The following is a 16,756-nucleotide window of genomic DNA, read 5'->3' on the forward strand; positions in this document are numbered from 1 at the left end:
CCCTCCCTTATTCGTGGTCGTTAACGTCGGCGGGCTGAATCAGATCGCCGGTATCGTTGCCGAAAGCGTTACGCTCATAGGTGATCACCGCCGCAATCTGGCGAGGTGTCAGTTGAGCCTTGAAGCTGGGCATGGCAGCACGGCCATTCACCAACACGTCGATATGCTCGTTCAGGTGCTCGTTATTGGTGGCAAACTCTGTACCAGCAAATGCCAAGCCGATACCGCCTTCACCATTAGCACCGTGACACATTGCACAGGCACCAGCATAAACTTGCTTACCTTCTTCCATCGCCTGATCGATATCAGCAAACGGTGTCAGGTCGGGCCCAGAAGCGGCTTTTTCTTTCTCTTCAGCAATCCAAGCCTTGAATTCGTCCTGGGTTACTACCTCTACGGCAATCGGCATAAAGGCGTGGTTCTTACCACACAACTCAGCACACTGGCCGTAGTAAGTGCCTTCTTTGCCTTCCGGAACCAAAGCCCAGGTCTCGTTAACGAAACCTGGAATTGCATCTTTCTTGCCGCCGAAGTCCGGCACCCAAAAAGAATGGATTACGTCATCAGAAGTCACCAAGAAACGCACTTTTTGGCCAGACGGGATAAGCAGTTTGTTATCCACTTCCAAGTTGTAGTTGTGGTCTTTCTCAGGAGCCTCTTTACCGACCAGCTCCTTCGCTGTGCCGTAAGGAAACAGGCCACCGGAAAGAACCGGGTTGTTGTACTGTTCCGGCGGCGTAGCCAGGTTAGAGAAGAAAGAGACTCCGATATCGTTGTCATCTTCGTACGTCAAATACTCGTAGCTCCACTTCCAGCGATAACCGGTTACCTTCACCGTCAGTTCAGATTCAGCGGTGTCATCCAGCTGAACCAGCACCCGGGTGGCCGGTACGGCCATGGCAATCAGGATGACAAAGGGAATCACTGTCCACAGCACTTCGAAAAACACGTTTTCATGGAAAGTGGAAGGATTTGGGTTTTTGGATCGACGGTGGCGAATCATCGAGAACAGAATCAGGCCACAGACCATAAGACCGATAACGGTCACGATCCAGAGAACGGTGGTGTGAAGATCTTGAACGTCCTGGCTGGCCTGGGTTACCCCGGGTCGCAGGTCGAGATCGGAACGTTCGGTCCAGTCGCTAGCGAAGGTCATGCCACTGATCATCAGTGACGTAAGACCAACCGCTGCGCGGTGGAACAGAGTTGACTGCATGCGTTTGCTCCCTGTTTTCCCCAGCGCTACCCCATTACAGGCACGCTTGTTCTTTGCCGTTACCGGCGCCTGGAAAGCGAGTTTCAGGATTGATGCAGCGAAACGGTCACCAGACCTTCCCCATTGACATACTCGACCAAGGGGGCGGCCGTTTAGCGTGTCACATAGGAGGCAAAACCCAATAAAATCAAATAGCTATTTGCCGCCATAGTAACTTCATTGAATTGCCGGAGGTGTGGCAAATTGTCCCACTGCATTTATGGGCGCCAACTTTAGTCATTCGCATTGCCAAAGTCCAGCCGAAAGGTCGGGTTTATCAAGCCCTTCAAGCAGGTACGAAAGTCGCACTCTATGCTACACTTCGGCTCTATTTTCCTAGTTAGCGTCTCTTTCTACCATGCCCAAACGACGACCCATCTACCGCGTCATATTCCAGAGCCAAGCACAAACCTACGAAATTTATGCCTCAGAGATATACCAAAGCGACCTGCATGGCTTTATCGAGGTGGAGGAGTTTCTGTTCGATGAGCGCAGCGGTGTAGTGGTCGATCCATCGGAAGAAAAGCTTAAGAGCGAATTTTCAGGGGTTTTGCGGTCATACATCCCCATGCATACGGTGATCCGTATTGATGAAGTAGAAAAAGAAGGCGTAGGCAAAATCACCGAATCACGCGGTGAAGCGCGTAGCAACAACGTTTCCCCGTTCCCCATGCCTCCTAGCCCATCCAAAGACTGAGTCCAGCACCTACACCCGGAGAAAAACACAGTCCCCCTTAAAAAAGAAGGGCGCCGGCTTGACCGAGCGCCCCGAGGGTTGCCTGATATTACTTAAGAGGAGAAAACATATTTTGCCTACTGAATTAGTCCGCAGGCTGATTCAAAGGTTCCCGGAGAAGCAAAAAAAATCAACCGTTTAACCGACGCCCCCCCCCTGCAAAGGTGGTTACGCGCCACGGGAGCGTACAAGAGAAAGCCCTGTACGAATGCGTCGCACAAACAACATGGCCTGTTCAGGCCGTGCGATCATGCGAACAAAACCAACGCAAACGGGGCCATCCAGTCCACTGCCGTCTCTTTACCTTGGCCACCACCATAGCCTGAATGGGGTGAGCGCAATCTGAATAAAAAGAGAAGTGCATCCGTGCTCCTTGGCCATCCTTACTGGCCCTTCTCCTCCTACTCACTCAAGGTGAGCCCACTGTATCCGAGCCCCCCTGACTATCTTCGTTCCATGGGCTGCAGCCTTTTTACTGGCCTTTTACAAGGCAAGCAGCGCTTCACGGCACCATTTCGCTGCAGCCTTACTCTCCTGGGTTTTGCGAAGGCTGACCGCTGGGCTGAATCGGCTCACCGTAACGCAGAGTCGGGTTCACATCGTGAGGCCGCACCCAGCCCATATGCATGCTAAGCAAAATAAACAAAAATACCGTCACCGAAAAACCCACACGCCAAGCCAGGGCTCGCATGGTCTTACCTTCTTTTCCCTGCCCTTTCACCAAAGACATGAGCGCGCGGCCCAGAGAGATCACTGCCGCAAGCAACAAAATCACAACAATCAGCTTTACCCACCACATACTCGTTATCTCCTTAAACACATCAAAGCTTAAATAAGCACACAAAGGGGACTTTCTCGCAGGCAGATGAAAAGCCCGGCCAGCTATGTACAATGTGCCGCCATTGTCAGGCAGGCATTGTAATGGCCTAGCCTGACTGTGCACACACTATCGACAAAGCAAGGCGACAACATAAAACAGCAATCCCCGTTTCGCCGCGCTACTGCTGTCACGAGGGCAGACAACCATGCCTCATTCTTACCGCCGCGCACCTTGGGTCGCACTCATAGCGACCCTTATTGTGGCCGCAAGCTGCTTGCGACTGGCCTTTTGGCAGCTGGAACGCGCTGAAGAAAAACGCCTGTGGCTAACAGAACAGAACGAACGGGCCACCCTACCACCCGCCGACCTGCCCACCCTGCTAGCTGATACTGACCCTATGCACCGTCGCATCACTATCACCGGTCACTTCGACAACGCCCACAACGTGCTCCTAGATAACCGTACCCTCAACGGCGTGGCCGGTTATCACCTGTTGACTCCTTTTGAAACCCGAGAGGGCCGCTGGGTATTAATTAACCGGGGTTGGCTAGCGAGAGGAAACGACCGCGCCACACTACCAACGATCGTCCCCATTGAGGGAAACCAAACCGTCCACGGAACGGCTTATCGCCCCTCCCGGGACGTTTTTGTGCTCAAGGACATGCCATTGCCCAACAATCAGTGGCCATTGCGCGTACAAAAAGTGGATTTTGACGCTATTGGAGAACGACTTGGGGTAGAATTACCGCCCTTTGAAATCCGGGTTACTCCGGAACTGGCGCTGGGCAACAATGTACCACTGCCCCGGCACTGGCAGGACGTGACCGTAATGGGCCCGGAACGACACAAGGCCTATGCGCTGCAATGGTTCGCACTGGCGCTGGCCGCTCTGCTGATATATGTTGCCGCCGCACTCCGAAACAGGCGTAAAGCACGCAAGACGCGAGAGGAATTGTAATGTCTCCACGGACCAAGAACATTGCCACCCTAGCGGCAATCATTGCTCCTTTTATCCTGTTTTTTTTGGCCGGACGCTTTCTGATAAACCCCGCGGAGCTGTCGAAGGTCAACAAAGGGCAACTATTGATCCCGCATATCGATATGGCGGCTCTACATGCCACCGATAGCGAACAGCAGCCCTATGACCGCGATGATATGAGCAACCAGTGGACACTGCTTTATGTGGCCGGTGAAGGTTGTGACACGCGCTGTAAAAACGGGCTCTATTATCAAGTAAAACAGGTACGACTCGCGCTAGGGGAAGATACTCAGCGTGTGCGCAGGGTGATTCTCCATACCGCTCCCGCCAATACCGAATTACAAACCTTCCTTACCGATAAAGTCGATGGCATGGTTTCCATTCATGCCTCTGCTGCTGATGTTAAGCGGGCTCTGGCACCGGTATACGCCCCCGAGCCCAGTCACCCCATTGGCGATATTTTTTTGGTCAGCCCGGACGGCCAAATCTTCATGCGTTACCCCTCGCACGAAAACATGGATGCCACCCTCGAAGAGGCGGAGAACATCCGCGTCGATCTCAAACGGACCCTTAAAGGGTCACTGATCGGTTAAGCAGGCCCTTGATTATGCAAACTCCCACCGCATCACAGCGCTGGCTGCGCCGCTTTTGTATTCTGGCCGTCCTTCTGGCTGCTGGCGTGATCACCCTCGGCGCCTGGACTCGGCTATCCGATGCCGGCTTGGGCTGCCCGGACTGGCCAGGCTGTTATGGCCATCTGGACGTCCGCAAAGCCATTGAGCACGTGGCCAACACCAACGAAACCACGCCCGGGACCCTGCGCGAAGCGCACAAAACCGTACCAGAAATGGTGCATCGCTATTTTGCCTCGACCCTGGGCCTCGTCATTATCATCATCGCTGCACTGTCATTCGTTAATCGCAAACGGGAAAAGCAACCACTGAAACTACCGCTCTTTCTGGTGGCATTAGTTATCTTTCAGGGCATTCTCGGCATGTGGACGGTAACCATGGGGCTGCAGCCCACTATCGTCATGCTGCACCTGCTCGGCGGTTTTACCACCTTCACCCTGTTGGTACTGCTCACTGCCCGAGTGTTTCGCTGGCCAAGCTTTCTGAATGACTGCGATGTGCTCACCCTCAAGCCTCTGGCATCAATAACACTAGCCGCGGTTATTTTACAGATCGCTCTGGGCGGCTGGACCGCCAGTAACTATGCAGCCGTGGCCTGCACCGATCTGCCCGTGTGTGAAGAAGGCTGGCAAGAACGGCTAAATTTCGAGAAAGCCTTTATCTTTTGGGGGCACGAACACGACAAGCCGGACTATGAGTACGGAGTTTTAGATAACGAAGCGCGCACAACCATCCACGTGATGCACCGTTTCGGCGCCCTGGTCGTTACCCTGCTGGCCCTCTTACTGGTAGGGAAAATTCTGTTGCGGGCCCGCAGCGTATTTTTCCGAAACTTTGCCCTGGTGATTGCCGGCCTTCTCACCCTACAGATCGGGCTGGGGCTAAGTAACGTCATCTTTGCTGTGCCACTGGATGTGGCCGTCGCGCATAATTTTGTGGCAGTGCTACTGTTAGCTAGTCTGGTCTTATTTATCCGTGCCATAAACGTAAAATGCGGCAAACGCGAACCAAAGTCACAACAAAAAGGAGCCCCGTCATGAGTGAGAGAACCCACTGGCGCGACTATCTCGCCCTCACTAAACCCGGCGTGGTCATGCTGCTTATGGTCACCGCGGTGGCGGGCATGTTTCTAGCCACCGAACCGGCAGGCATGGTGCCATTAGCCACTTTCATCCCTGCCTTTGTGGGGCTGTCGCTGGCCATGATGGCCTCCGCCGCGATCAACCAAATTATGGATCAGAAAATTGACGCCATTATGAAGCGCACCGAAAAGCGCCCTCTGGTTGCCGGAAAGCTGACCCCCAAAGCCGCCATCACCTTTGCGGTGCTGCTAGCAACCGCCTCAATGATTATGCTGTACTTTCTGGTGAACCCGCTAACGGCGTGGTTGACCTTGTTCGGCTTTGTCGGCTATGCCTTTATTTACACCCTGTATCTCAAACGCGCTACACCGCAAAACATCGTGATTGGGGGTATCGCGGGCGCCATCCCGCCGCTACTGGGCTGGACCGCCGTCACCGGTGAAGCACACCCCTACGCTTGGCTGCTAGTGCTCATCATCTTCGTTTGGACCCCACCACACTTCTGGGCGCTGGCCATCCATCGCCGCGATGAATATGCCAAGGCCGATATACCCATGTTACCGGTGACCCATGGCATCCCGTTTACCCGTGAATCGGTGCTCTACTACACCATCTTGCTGTTTATCTGCACGCTGCTGCCTTACCTCACCGGCATGAGCGACCTGATTTATTTGCTCAGCGCGTTGATCCTCGGCTTGGTATTTCTCTATCACGCAGTACGCCTGCGTTTTTCTGAAGACCCGAAACTTCCAATGAAAACCTTCGGTTATTCAATTACTTATTTGTTCGCTCTGTTTACCGCCCTGCTGGTAGACCACTACCTGCCCGTGACGCCCGCCAATGTCGCGTCCTGGCTTGGCGCATGAGGCACACATAAGCCAAGGTGCCGGAGCCCAGAGGAGGCACCGGCGCCCTGCCGCGCTATACTCTTCCCCATAGAATACCAACTAGGGGAAAACAACATGGCAACCCGCAGCATGAATGACTGGCTCAACGCCTATGGCGAAAGCCACCAAAACCCTACCAACAAGAAAGTACACTTCCTATGCGTGCCGGTGATCTTCTTTACCATCGTCGGCTTTCTCTGGGCTCTTCCCGCCCCCCTGTTCACAGGGTTCTGGGCATGCTTAGCACTGGTCTTCGTCACACTCTACTACGCCCGCCTATCCATACCCATTGCTGTGGGCATGCTGGCTTTTAGCTTGCTCTGTCTGGCCGGCCTCAGTCTCATCGCTGCCGCCGGCATTAGCGTCTGGCTGTTCTCACTAGTGGTCTTCATTCTCGCCTGGATTGGCCAATTCTGGGGCCATAAAGTTGAGGGCCAAAAACCCTCGTTTTTCGAAGACATCCAGTATCTGATGATCGGCCCAGCTTGGATCATGGGCTTCCTCTATCGAAAATGGGGAATCAAGTATTAATTTCTTCCTGTAAGAGCTTAACGGCAAACGTCTGCAGCAAATCAAAGCCAACGCCTTTCCACTCTACGACTTTTGCAGTAGGTTATAGGCTAACAACAACATCGCAGGGGAAGGAATACCCGCATGGGCACTCTGATTTTTTTCGGCATCATCATTGCCGTCATCATTTACATCATTGCCGTCTACAACCGACTTATCGCCCTGAAAAACCGTTTCAAGAACGGCTTTGCCCAAATTGACGTGCAACTGCAACGCCGCCACGATTTGATCCCCAACCTGGTGGAAACGGCCAAAGGCTACATGAGCCATGAAAAAGAAACGCTAACCCAGGTAATCGAAGCGCGAAACCAGGCGATTAGCGCCAAAAAAGCCGCCGCTGCACACCCGGACGATGCCAATGCCGTGGCTCAACTGGGCAAAGCAGAATCCTTCCTCTCCGGCTCACTGGCTAATTTCTTTGCTCTCAGCGAAAACTACCCGGATCTCAAGGCTAACGACACCATGGCCCAGCTGATGGAAGAACTGAGCAGCACCGAAAACCGTATTGGGTTTGCTCGCCAAGCATTCAACGATGCGGTAATGAACTACAACACCTACCGTGAGCAGTTCCCACAAAACTTCATCGGCGGATTATTCGGCAGCTTTAGCGAAGCCAAGCTGCTACAAATTGAGACCGAGCAGGCACGCAAGGCCGTGAACGTCAGTTTCTAACCCGGCCTCGCCATGGATTTCTTTCAACACCAAGAACGAGCCCGCCGCAAAACCGGGCTGCTTGTTCTGTATTTCATCCTCGCGGTCATCGCCATCGTGGTGTGTGTCAACCTGGCCTTGTTGCTGACGCTGTTCTGGGGAAACGTCCAGATCGTGCATGCTCACCAATGGCTTGCACACCCCATCGTCCACTGGGTTACCGGCCTTACCCTGGCGGTTATGATCTTCGGCTGTCTGATTAAACTTTGGCAGCTGCGCAACGGTGGTAAGGGCCTAGCGGACATGCTCGGTGCCCGCCACATTCCCATGGATAGCGTAGACATCAGCGAAAAAAAGCTGATCAATGTGGTCGAGGAAATGAGTATTGCCTCGGGTATCCCCGCTCCCCAGCTCTATGTGCTGGACAAGGAAAGCGGCATTAACGCTTTCGTAGCAGGCTTCCGCCCCTCGGAAACCGTGCTGGTGGTGACGCAGGGCACACTTAACGAGCTCAATCGCGATGAGCTGCAAGGCGTTATCGCCCATGAGTTCAGCCATATTTTCAATGCCGACATGCGCCTGAACTTGCGCCTGCTGGCCGTGCTTGCGGGCATTCTCGCACTAGGAAAAGTTGGCGAATACCTGATTCGCGGCCAACGCCGCTCTTCTTCTAACCGCAAAGGCGGTGGCGGGCTGGTGTTTGCCGGGCTGGCATTGATGGTTGTCGGTTATGTCGGGCTGTTCTTCGGACGCCTGATTAAAGCGGCCATCTCTCGGCAGCGGGAGCTGTTGGCAGATGCCTCTGCCGTGCAATTCACCCGCAACCCGGCAGGAATTGGCGGTGCACTGATTAAAATTCGCAACGGCAACGGCTCTCACTTAACCAGCCCCCACGCAGAAGACATGAGCCATATGTGTTTCGGCGAAACGTTACGTTTTCGCTGGCGCAACCTGCTAGGTACCCATCCACCACTGGACGAGCGACTCCGCGCCCTAGGCAGCGACTGGGTGGCCCGTGCCCGTAGCCGAGCCCGTAATACCCTTAGCACCGCCACACACAGCAACCCCGAGATTCCTCAAGGAGCCTCAGCCTTCGCCGGCGGCAGCCTTAAGCCCACACGTAACGAAAACCCGCCAGCCGCCCCCTCACAACGTATTGGCACCGTAAGCGAACCGGATATGGGCTATGCCCGTAGCTTGTTGGAGACCATTCCTGACGATCTTCGACGCCAAACTCGCTCGCCCAAGTCGGCAGAGAATGTGCTCTACGCCCTGATACTTAGCGCGTCAAATAGCAGCACTGAAGCGCTGTTGGCTGCATTAGATATCACAGGTCAACGACCCGCCTTAGTCACGCTAAGCAAGCAAATTCATGCCCAAGGTTCCCGTCTACGGCTACCGTTAATTGACTTAGCATTACCGGCGCTTAAACCGCTACCCGCCACTGACCGGGCACGGATCCTTACTCACCTGACCGCATTGATTGAGGTCGACGACCGTTACAGCTTTTTCGAATGGGCGCTAGTGGGATTAGCCCGCCAGCAACTCGGGGATCAATCCGGCAAGAATCGCCGCACCCGCTTCCGCCGCTATGGCGCACTGGCCGCAGAACTGCAATTGCTGTTCTCGGTACTGACTTGGGCCAGTGGCGCTGACGAGAAAGACGCACGTACTCTATTCCAGCTCAGCACCCACGGGCTTCTGCCCGCTGGCCGCACCTTGATGCCCCTAACACATTGTGGCAGCCACAAGCTCAGTAACGCCATTGAGCGCCTGGCCGACTTGTCTCCGCTGCTCAAGGGGCCTGTTATTGATGCTGCGGCGGATCTGGTACTGGCCGATGGTAAAGTCCAGGTGCAGGAAGCAGAACTGCTGCGCGCGGTATCCGCCCTGCTTGAGTGTCCCCTTCCGCCCCTGTTTAATCGCTAAAGAGTTTCCGCAGCCCAACATTTGGGAAATAGGGAATACCAGCAAGGGGCACTAACAGCCGCAGTGCCATAATACCTTTGAGTTTGATTCCCTATTGCGCAATCAACTGCGCCAATTCCACATGTACGCCTTGGCTTACAGATTTTTAAGATAACGTCCTTATCACTTGATGGTATGAAGCGTGCAGAATACGGGCACATTCAAAAACGACCGCTGATCGACAGCCCTGTGAGCTCTTTCACAATTTAACGCACGATCACACCCATGCGGCGAGGGCAACACGATGCCATTAAAGAAGGCGAGCACACGCAATACCTGGGAATCTGTTGCTCACGCTACCGAGCAGGTGCGTAATGGCAGCCTTAACCCAGCTTTCTCCGCCTGGATCAGCGCGCAAGGCTTTACGTTGAACGAGACCGTCTTCTCCTGCGTATGCCAGTTTGACGAAGGGGTCTACACCGGCACCTTAGTGGATCATAGTGGCCGCGCTTGGGAGTTTTTTGCTGACCTGGATGACCCGCAGAACTGCGATTTGGAAGATGTAACCGATACACTGGGACCGAAATCCCCGGACCACCCCGAAGCGGATCTGTGTGACAAGGTCACCATGGCATTGCTGTACCAACGTCAACAATGTATCGCCTGACAACCTCATAGAAGTAACAATCTGCCCTTATCATGGCACCTAAGACGCCTGCGAAAAACAAAACCATTCAATCTTCCCGCCGGAACGGTAACAGACTGCGAGCCTCCTCCTGGTAGCCATGCACGTGCCGCGCTTCCTCTTGGCAGAAATCCGCGATCGCCTGTTGAAAAGCTGGCTCGCGTAAATGATGTAATGACCAGGTAATCACCGGTTCAAAGCCACGCAGAATTTTGTGCTCACCCTGCACTCCCGGATCAAACTCCTGTAGCTGCTGCTCAATGGCAAATTCGATTCCCTGGTAGTAACACAGCTCGAAATGCAGACAATCGCGCTCTTGCAGGCAGCCCCAATAACGGCCATAGAGCTGAGTGTCATCAAAGAAATACAACGCCGCCGCGATCGGGGCCCGGGTATTTCCGTCCCAGGCCAACACCAGCATCAACTGCTCACCTTGCTGCTGTGCTATCGCCAAGAAAAAATCCTCGTTCAGATACGGCATTTGCCCCCGCTTGAGGTAAGTGCTCGCATAACACCGGTAGAAGAAAGCCCAGTCATCCGCCTGAATCTGTGCGCCCCGGCGACGCTCAATATGAATCCCCTGCTCGGTAATTTGCCGCCGCTCCTTGCGCACGTTCTTGCGCTTGCGTGATTGAAAGCGCGCCAAGAAATCATCGAAATCAGCATAACCACCATTGAACCAGCGAAAATGGCAGGCCTGACGAGACACCAGTGGCAAACCTTCCAACGCTTCACGACTTGCCTGGTCCGCAAACAGCAGATGCCAACCGCTGGCCTGCTGCTCTTCCATTTTTTCGCTGACGGTTTGCCAAAGTGTCTCTGCGGTCCACTGTCCGCGCCAACGCGGCCCCACTACTGGGGTGAACGGTACCGAGGTCACCAGTTTAGGGTAATAGGCCAAACCATGACGCTGATAAGCCTCAGCCCAATTAAAATCAAATACATACTCGCCCTGGGAGTGAGAGCGTGCATACAGGGGCAACCAACCGTGCTCTTGCGCCACATGGCAGGGCGACCAGCCCGTTTGCGGCGAGGCAGCACCGCAATCCTGCAACGCTTGGAAAAATGTCAGTTCAAGGAACGGATAAGACGCCAAAATAGCTCCAACATGAGTTTCATCGCCAGCTTGGGTACAATGCCCGGATTGTGCAGTGCCTGATAGTCATTATCGACAAGCCCAGCCTACAAAAAGGGCAACGATAACGAGGGTTTTACCCGGCTGCACAATACCGCCTCGTCATATGGCGGGTTTTTATCCTTACTTTTATCACTCATTGCTTAAACAAGGTAACGTCAACTCCATGAATCTCTCTAAACCGCTGACTATATTTTACGTCATCGTCACCCTGTTACTTGCCCTCCCCGGTGCTTGGCTTTTGTTTGCTCCGGAAATGGCCTTGGTGACCATCCATGAAAACCTGGCCATGATTCAGGTTTCCAACATCCACAGCCAACAAACCGGTCTGGGTCTGCTATTAGCCGCTGCCGTTAACTTGGTCTGCCTAATGGGTGGTCGCCAACGTTTGCCACTGCATGTGGCTGTGCTGTTCTATCTGGCCGGCTTGGTGGCCAGCCACGGTAATACCGTATTTACCCATCAAGCGTGGTTGTGGGTACCGGTGTTGGTCTACTTGCTGCCGTTGATCCCTTTCGGCAAGCTGGTGCCGGCTAACCTACCCAGGCCTTCCCTGCCCGGCAGCAATGGCCAGCAGCGCGGTGAAGTGAAGTGGTTCAACCCAAACAAGGGTTTTGGCTTCATTCTTACCGACAGCGGTGAAGAACTGTTTGTTCATTTCAAAGCGGTACAGAACGGCGGCCGTCGCAGCCTGCGAACCGGCACCAAGGTGCGCTTCGATACCCGCATGTCCGATCGCGGCGAACAGGCCGATAACGTCTATATCGAACAATAAAACAACCTAAGTCGCATCACGCGGCACGCGCAGCAGGCTGCACTCAGCGGCGTGTTGCGCGCCGCCTGTTGCCTGAAGCGGAATAACAATAATGACTCTGGCAATCGCTGACTGGATTGTCCTTGCTGGGTACCTTTGTATCGTGCTGGGCATCGGTATCTATTTCTCACGCCGCAACACCAATACCGAAGAATATTTTGTAGGCGGTCGCCGTTTTCGCGGCTGGGTAATAGGTCTGTCATTAGTAGGCACATCCATCAGCTCCATTACCTTCTTGGCCTATCCCGCCGACGCCTTCCTGACCGACTGGTTACGCTACCTACCTAACCTGGCCCTACTGCCTGCCATGCTGGTGGCAGCTTTCGTTTTTTTGCCTTTTTTTCGGCGCGAAAATATGACCAGCGCCTATGAATTCCTCGAGTTACGCTATGGTCCATCCATCCGAGTATATGGTGCCATTGCGTTTCTGGTGGCGCAGTTGGTGCGCCTAGCCATGATCCTGTGGCTGCTCTCTCTTTTGATACAACAAGTCACCGATCTAACACCCACCACCGCCATTATTCTAGGTGGGTTTTTTGTTGGCTTTTACACCGTCATCGGAGGTATTGATGCGGTAATCTGGACCGATGTGCTGCAAACCGTCATTTTGTTACTGGGCGGCCTCGTCTGCCTGTGGGTGATTCTCGAGGCGCTGCCCGGCGGGCTCAACCAAGTGTTCGAACAAGCAGGTCAGGCCGGCAAGTTTGCCCTGGCGCCCTGGGAAAACGGTGCTCCCGCAGAGACCTCTTGGTCGTTCTCGCTGAGCGAAAAGACCGCCACCATGATGCTGTTGATCGGCCTCACCAACTGGCTCACAGAATACTCCAGCAACCAGAACACCGTGCAACGGTATTGCGCCTCCCAATCCACTAAGGAAGCGCGTCGCGGGCTCTGGGTATACCTATTCACCGCCCTGCCTATCTGGGCGTTCTACATGCTATTGGGCACGGCCCTGTGGGTGTTCTTTCAGGTTTATCCGGACGCCCAGGCAAGCGCGATTCTGACCGGTGAAGCTCGGGCTGAAACTCTGATGCCCCATTTCATTACCGGCTACCTGCCCGCTGGCGTGGCCGGGCTGGTGATTGCAGCAGCTCTGGCCGCCGCCATGAGTTCACTGGATTCCAGCATCAACTCCATCACTACCGTTAGCGTGGTTGACCTGTATCGCCGTCATCTGCGTCCTGGCCGCGATGATCGCCACTACCTAAAAGTGGCCTGGGCCATCGCCGCCGCCGTCACGGGAGTCATGATTCTCGGAGCGCTGTGGCTAAATCAGGCTGATACCAAAACACTACAAGACACGTCAACCATCCTAGTGTCACTGCTTGGCGGGGGAATGCTAGGGTTATATTTGCTGGGCTTTTTCAGCAAGAAGGGCAATGCGCGGGCCGCTTGGGTGGGGATTGGTTGCACCCTGGTATTCACTAGCTGGACCATTCTTACCAACAACCAGCTTTTACCGGAGGCGCTAAGCGCCCCCTTTGACCTGTATTACACCGGACTGATTGGCAATGTGCTGATGTTTCTGGTCGGCTACGTGGTGGCTTTGCTCTGGCCTGCAGCCTCGGTGGCGCCGGTTTCACCCCAGCCCGCTGCCGAGGGCTGAGTCGATGACTGCTGCGCGAGTAGAGCCCTCGCGCTCAGCAGCCGATCGCGTAGCAACCAACCCACCGCCCAACACACCAGCCAAGGGTCCATCAGGTAATCCCAGAGATTATCGCTAGCTAGCCAACCGGCCCTAAAAACGCACTGAGCCACCACCAGAATCAAACACGATGCATAAGCGCGGGTCACCCATGCCAGGAGCCCGATCAACAACAGAGCGGTGCTGAAACCAAAACTCCCGAAACCCAAAGAATAGGGATCCTCATAGCTGGACCCCATGCTCATTGGGTAAAACCACAATGCCATTAACACCAGCATTCGGCACGCTGTACGTAACTCACGAACCGGCAGCCAGTAGTGACCGACCATACGGTGCTGAATCGCCAACATCGCCAGCAAGCCAGAGGTAATGCTGAAACCTGCGAGGTAACTCAGCACCCAAGCTCCCAGCCCCCAAGGGTATGGCAATAAGGACCACACAAACACTACACAGGCCAAAACCACACGACCGCGCAAAGACAACAGAGTGGCACTAATGCGCAACTGAATCGCCACCAACACTAATGCGCAAATAACCAGATCAATCGACATAAGTGATCTCCTTGCGCTGACTATTGTTGTGCGGCGTACGGCCCACCGTATCGGCTTTTAACCAGGCATGGCGGATAGCCGTCTTGTTCCAGGTGTAAAGCATGTGCAGATCCCCGTTCCTTGTGCGCACCATATAAGGATAGTCATACTGGAATGCACATCCGTGGTCGCCATGACATTTGTTGGCCTTTACTCGCTCCAAAAGAAGACGTCGATCTTCGGGAATCGTTTCCCCAGCAAACTCATCATCGACCAGATCTACAAAGGTTCCTGGCTCTAACGCATTACCTCTCCACTGCTCCCGATTATGGAAAAACCACCGATCTTCCCAGTGCTGCCCAGAATCACGAGTTTCGCGAATACACAGATCATCACGCTCTTCACGGTTACAGTTGGTCGCTACCAACCAGTGCCCAGGACCCATAGCCACGCCACCAAGGGCGGAACTGGGATTATCTAAGGGAGAATATTCCAGCGGCGTCCATGTCCAACCTCCATCGTTACTGGAGGATTGGTATAAATAGCCATTATTGGGCTCGTTCTCATTGCGCAAGAAAGAAACTGCATGGTTATTATTATCCACCAGCACAAGTGGCTGAATCGCCTTGCGCCCATGCCCGATACGGGCTTTACCGAGAATACGATTATCCCTATCCAAACGCAGAATCTCGCCAAACTTGCCAATCATTTCGTGGTACACCGGTAAACCGATGGTGCCATCGCTGTAATGGATAGGCGGGGTTTTCACTAGGGTGCTTATATTCAGAAACGGCGTGGCCACCAATGAGGTGTCAAATTCCCAACTGGCGCCCATATCCGAGGATTCCAGCACCGCCAATCGGCTGGCCGCCCAGCCGCCGAAGCTCACTGCGACCACAAACAAACGCATGCGGCCATCCTCATCCAACACCGGCAGCGCATTACCCAGCTTGCGAATGTGCCTGCCCCAGCCTTGGGAAATCTGTTCACGTGTGACAGATACGATCTCGTCAGACCAGGTTCCTAATTGAGGGTCAAAGATAGCGGAATTAATAGACACATCTGCCGCCCCTTCACGGGTCCCGGCGAACCAAAAAGCGCGCAACCGGCCATCCGGCAACTCCACCATAGAGGCTGCGTGTACCATGCGGGTGTCCGCATCCGACGCAAAGCGGATTTGCCACTGGGAATCAGAGGGCACCGGTGCAGGTTCCACGGCCAGCAACTGCGGTGGCGGTTGCCAAAGCCGCTCCGGTGTTGCAGCAAAATAACCTGCCACTAAGGCAGCACCGATCAAAAGATGAAACGCTCGCTTAAGCATAGGAAATTGTCGCAACTTAGGTATGCAAATGCTTGTTATTGGTTACTCGATCAACGCATGACGCGCGAGATCACAGTTTAGCAGCCGTCCGCAAAATTGCCTGCCGTTGATACATATTTGCTACACCGACTGTCCGATTACGCGCAGAAGATACACTAGAGAGTGATCAAAATGTATTCAGCGAGACAAGGATAATGTCATAATGAGCTCGTGTTATATGATCACCCCCATTCCAAAAATAACGGAAAAGGATTCCTCGCTTCCTATGGACAGGCTTCGACCTTTTGGCCTTCTTTGGCTTTTGCTTGCATTCTCTACGCTTTGCTCACCGGCATTCAGTAATGAAGATCAGGATTGGACCCTGGTCAGTGACCGCAATGATATTCAGGTGTATATGAAGCACCGGGATGAGTCACGCCTGAAGACGTTTCGTGGCGTCACCCGCTTCCCCCTGAAAGACGAGTACTCCCTGGTCGCACTGCTCAACGATTACCCCTCGTATCCTAAATGGCTGCATTTTGTCGATAGTGCCGAGGAGTTCGGCCGCGCCAACCCCCTCGACCGTCAGTTACGCTTCACCACTCAACTGCCTTGGCCGCTGGCCGACCGAGAAGCCGTATTACGCGCAAAAGTGACCCAAGTGCTGGATCCTAATCCCAATTCGGTGAAAATCACCCTGATCAACCAACCGGATGCCCTGCCCCCCACCAAGAACTATATCCGCTTTCCTGAAATGACCGGGATACTAGCCTTTAGCCGCCTGAGCAACCACCAAATAGAAATGACCTATGAACTGATTCTGGACCCGGGCGGCTACATCCCCGCCTGGATTGCCAATATTCTGCTACGCGATGCGCCTTACTTCACGCTAGAACGACTTCGCCGTATCATCAACAAACCGGAATACCAGAATCATTATTACGATTACATTGACCTTAATGGCCCGGGCAGGCTTGTAGACGCGACGCCTCAGGCCGCACCAGCGCCCCACTGACCGACCAAAGCGGCATCATCCAAAGGTAACCAACGTAAATGCTGGCCTGTCATTTTCGGCCAGACCTCCGCTACCATAGCACTCAGTTTCTGTACGAATCGGAGAGCATCAG

Annotated in this window: 17 protein-coding genes; 12 read left to right on the forward strand and 5 right to left on the reverse strand. The window is 54.1% G+C overall.

The annotated features are described in order from the left end of the window. Window positions 1-7: 7 nt before the first annotated feature. Window positions 8-1,216 carry a cytochrome c oxidase subunit II gene (coxB, locus tag AS19_RS09805; protein WP_011589179.1) on the reverse strand — a complete coding sequence of 403 codons (1,209 nt, stop codon included), beginning with the start codon at window positions 1,214-1,216 and terminating at the stop codon, window positions 8-10. 397 nt (window positions 1,217-1,613) lie between these two features. Between coxB and AS19_RS09810 the strand changes: the two genes are divergently transcribed. After that, window positions 1,614-1,952, forward strand: a complete 339-nt coding sequence (locus AS19_RS09810) for a DUF1820 family protein (RefSeq protein ID WP_011589180.1) — start codon at window positions 1,614-1,616, stop codon at window positions 1,950-1,952. 565 nt (window positions 1,953-2,517) lie between these two features. On the opposite strand, the gene AS19_RS09815 is transcribed toward AS19_RS09810, so the two are convergent. Then, complete coding sequence (locus AS19_RS09815; RefSeq protein WP_011589181.1) at window positions 2,518-2,790, reverse strand: twin transmembrane helix small protein; 273 nt, start codon at window positions 2,788-2,790, stop codon at window positions 2,518-2,520. 226 nt (window positions 2,791-3,016) lie between these two features. Here AS19_RS09815 and AS19_RS09820 point away from each other — a divergent pair, with 226 nt between their 5' ends. From AS19_RS09820 to AS19_RS09855, 8 genes are all read left to right on the forward strand, one after another. Next, window positions 3,017-3,769, forward strand: coding sequence for an SURF1 family protein (locus tag AS19_RS09820; RefSeq protein ID WP_011589182.1), 753 nt, complete (start codon window positions 3,017-3,019; stop codon window positions 3,767-3,769). Next, the gene (locus tag AS19_RS09825; RefSeq protein ID WP_011589183.1) at window positions 3,769-4,383 is read left to right on the forward strand and encodes a hypothetical protein; all 615 of its coding nucleotides are present in this window, start codon (window positions 3,769-3,771) and stop codon (window positions 4,381-4,383) included. The genes AS19_RS09820 and AS19_RS09825 overlap by 1 nt, the downstream gene beginning before the upstream one ends. Window positions 4,384-4,397: 14 nt before the next feature. After that, a complete protein-coding gene (locus AS19_RS09830) occupies window positions 4,398-5,462 on the forward strand; it encodes a heme A synthase (RefSeq protein WP_041705004.1) in 1,065 nt (354 codons plus the stop codon). Further along, window positions 5,459-6,370 carry a heme o synthase gene (gene cyoE / locus AS19_RS09835; RefSeq protein WP_011589185.1) on the forward strand — a complete coding sequence of 304 codons (912 nt, stop codon included), beginning with the start codon at window positions 5,459-5,461 and terminating at the stop codon, window positions 6,368-6,370. The genes AS19_RS09830 and cyoE overlap by 4 nt, the downstream gene beginning before the upstream one ends. Before the next feature lie 96 nt (window positions 6,371-6,466). After that, window positions 6,467-6,922, forward strand: a complete 456-nt coding sequence (locus AS19_RS09840; protein WP_011589186.1) for a DUF962 domain-containing protein — start codon at window positions 6,467-6,469, stop codon at window positions 6,920-6,922. Between the two features lie 123 nt (window positions 6,923-7,045). Next, a complete protein-coding gene (locus AS19_RS09845; protein ID WP_011589187.1) occupies window positions 7,046-7,633 on the forward strand; it encodes a LemA family protein in 588 nt (195 codons plus the stop codon). Window positions 7,634-7,645: 12 nt separating this feature from the next. Beyond that, entirely contained in the window at window positions 7,646-9,541 is a 1,896-nt protein-coding gene (locus AS19_RS09850) for a M48 family metallopeptidase (RefSeq protein WP_046962017.1), read from the forward strand. 283 nt (window positions 9,542-9,824) lie between these two features. Next, on the forward strand, window positions 9,825-10,187 hold the full coding sequence (locus AS19_RS09855) for a hypothetical protein (RefSeq protein WP_046962018.1): 363 nt from the start codon (window positions 9,825-9,827) through the stop codon (window positions 10,185-10,187). 67 nt (window positions 10,188-10,254) lie between these two features. On the opposite strand, the gene AS19_RS09860 is transcribed toward AS19_RS09855, so the two are convergent. Continuing rightward, entirely contained in the window at window positions 10,255-11,301 is a 1,047-nt protein-coding gene (locus AS19_RS09860; RefSeq protein WP_052753763.1) for a GNAT family N-acetyltransferase, read from the reverse strand. 205 nt (window positions 11,302-11,506) lie between these two features. Here AS19_RS09860 and AS19_RS14300 point away from each other — a divergent pair, with 205 nt between their 5' ends. Together AS19_RS14300 and AS19_RS09870 are read left to right on the forward strand one after the other, a co-directional pair. After that, window positions 11,507-12,115, forward strand: a complete 609-nt coding sequence (locus tag AS19_RS14300; protein ID WP_082116391.1) for a cold-shock protein — start codon at window positions 11,507-11,509, stop codon at window positions 12,113-12,115. A 91-nt stretch (window positions 12,116-12,206) separates the two neighbouring features. Continuing rightward, complete coding sequence (locus AS19_RS09870; protein WP_035461359.1) at window positions 12,207-13,760, forward strand: sodium:solute symporter; 1,554 nt, start codon at window positions 12,207-12,209, stop codon at window positions 13,758-13,760. Here AS19_RS09870 and AS19_RS09875 read toward each other — a convergent pair. Together AS19_RS09875 and AS19_RS09880 are read right to left on the reverse strand one after the other, a co-directional pair. Then, window positions 13,688-14,350 (reverse strand): hypothetical protein, encoded by a 663-nt coding sequence (locus AS19_RS09875; protein WP_011589193.1) that lies wholly within the window; start codon window positions 14,348-14,350, stop codon window positions 13,688-13,690. The two genes, AS19_RS09870 and AS19_RS09875, sit on opposite strands and share 73 nt — an antisense overlap. Continuing rightward, the gene (locus tag AS19_RS09880) at window positions 14,340-15,650 is read right to left on the reverse strand and encodes an exo-alpha-sialidase (protein WP_046962020.1); all 1,311 of its coding nucleotides are present in this window, start codon (window positions 15,648-15,650) and stop codon (window positions 14,340-14,342) included. The genes AS19_RS09875 and AS19_RS09880 overlap by 11 nt, the downstream gene beginning before the upstream one ends. A 301-nt stretch (window positions 15,651-15,951) precedes the next feature. Here AS19_RS09880 and AS19_RS09885 point away from each other — a divergent pair, with 301 nt between their 5' ends. Continuing rightward, window positions 15,952-16,644: an START domain-containing protein gene (locus AS19_RS09885; RefSeq protein WP_035461429.1), complete on the forward strand. Its 693-nt coding sequence runs from the start codon at window positions 15,952-15,954 to the stop codon at window positions 16,642-16,644. Window positions 16,645-16,756 lie beyond the last annotated feature (112 nt).

The sequence above is a fragment of the Alcanivorax sp. NBRC 101098 genome (assembly GCF_001010505.1).
In the GTDB taxonomy this organism is placed as follows: domain Bacteria; phylum Pseudomonadota; class Gammaproteobacteria; order Pseudomonadales; family Alcanivoracaceae; genus Alcanivorax; species Alcanivorax borkumensis.

Bases quoted from the DNA above. Each gene is read 5' to 3' on its own strand.
- cyoE (WP_011589185.1), top strand. From the start codon at position 5,459: ATGAGTGAGAGAACCCACTGGCGCGACTATCTCGCCCTCACTAAACCC.
- AS19_RS09880 (WP_046962020.1), bottom strand. From the start codon at position 15,650: ATGCTTAAGCGAGCGTTTCATCTTTTGATCGGTGCTGCCTTAGTGGCA.
- AS19_RS09870 (WP_035461359.1), top strand. From the start codon at position 12,207: ATGACTCTGGCAATCGCTGACTGGATTGTCCTTGCTGGGTACCTTTGT.
- coxB (WP_011589179.1), bottom strand. From the start codon at position 1,216: ATGCAGTCAACTCTGTTCCACCGCGCAGCGGTTGGTCTTACGTCACTG.
- AS19_RS09875 (WP_011589193.1), bottom strand. From the start codon at position 14,350: ATGTCGATTGATCTGGTTATTTGCGCATTAGTGTTGGTGGCGATTCAG.
- AS19_RS09855 (WP_046962018.1), top strand. From the start codon at position 9,825: ATGCCATTAAAGAAGGCGAGCACACGCAATACCTGGGAATCTGTTGCT.
- AS19_RS09825 (WP_011589183.1), top strand. From the start codon at position 3,769: ATGTCTCCACGGACCAAGAACATTGCCACCCTAGCGGCAATCATTGCT.
- AS19_RS14300 (WP_082116391.1), top strand. From the start codon at position 11,507: ATGAATCTCTCTAAACCGCTGACTATATTTTACGTCATCGTCACCCTG.
- AS19_RS09850 (WP_046962017.1), top strand. From the start codon at position 7,646: ATGGATTTCTTTCAACACCAAGAACGAGCCCGCCGCAAAACCGGGCTG.
- AS19_RS09845 (WP_011589187.1), top strand. From the start codon at position 7,046: ATGGGCACTCTGATTTTTTTCGGCATCATCATTGCCGTCATCATTTAC.
- AS19_RS09830 (WP_041705004.1), top strand. From the start codon at position 4,398: ATGCAAACTCCCACCGCATCACAGCGCTGGCTGCGCCGCTTTTGTATT.
- AS19_RS09810 (WP_011589180.1), top strand. From the start codon at position 1,614: ATGCCCAAACGACGACCCATCTACCGCGTCATATTCCAGAGCCAAGCA.
- AS19_RS09840 (WP_011589186.1), top strand. From the start codon at position 6,467: ATGGCAACCCGCAGCATGAATGACTGGCTCAACGCCTATGGCGAAAGC.
- AS19_RS09820 (WP_011589182.1), top strand. From the start codon at position 3,017: ATGCCTCATTCTTACCGCCGCGCACCTTGGGTCGCACTCATAGCGACC.
- AS19_RS09815 (WP_011589181.1), bottom strand. From the start codon at position 2,790: ATGTGGTGGGTAAAGCTGATTGTTGTGATTTTGTTGCTTGCGGCAGTG.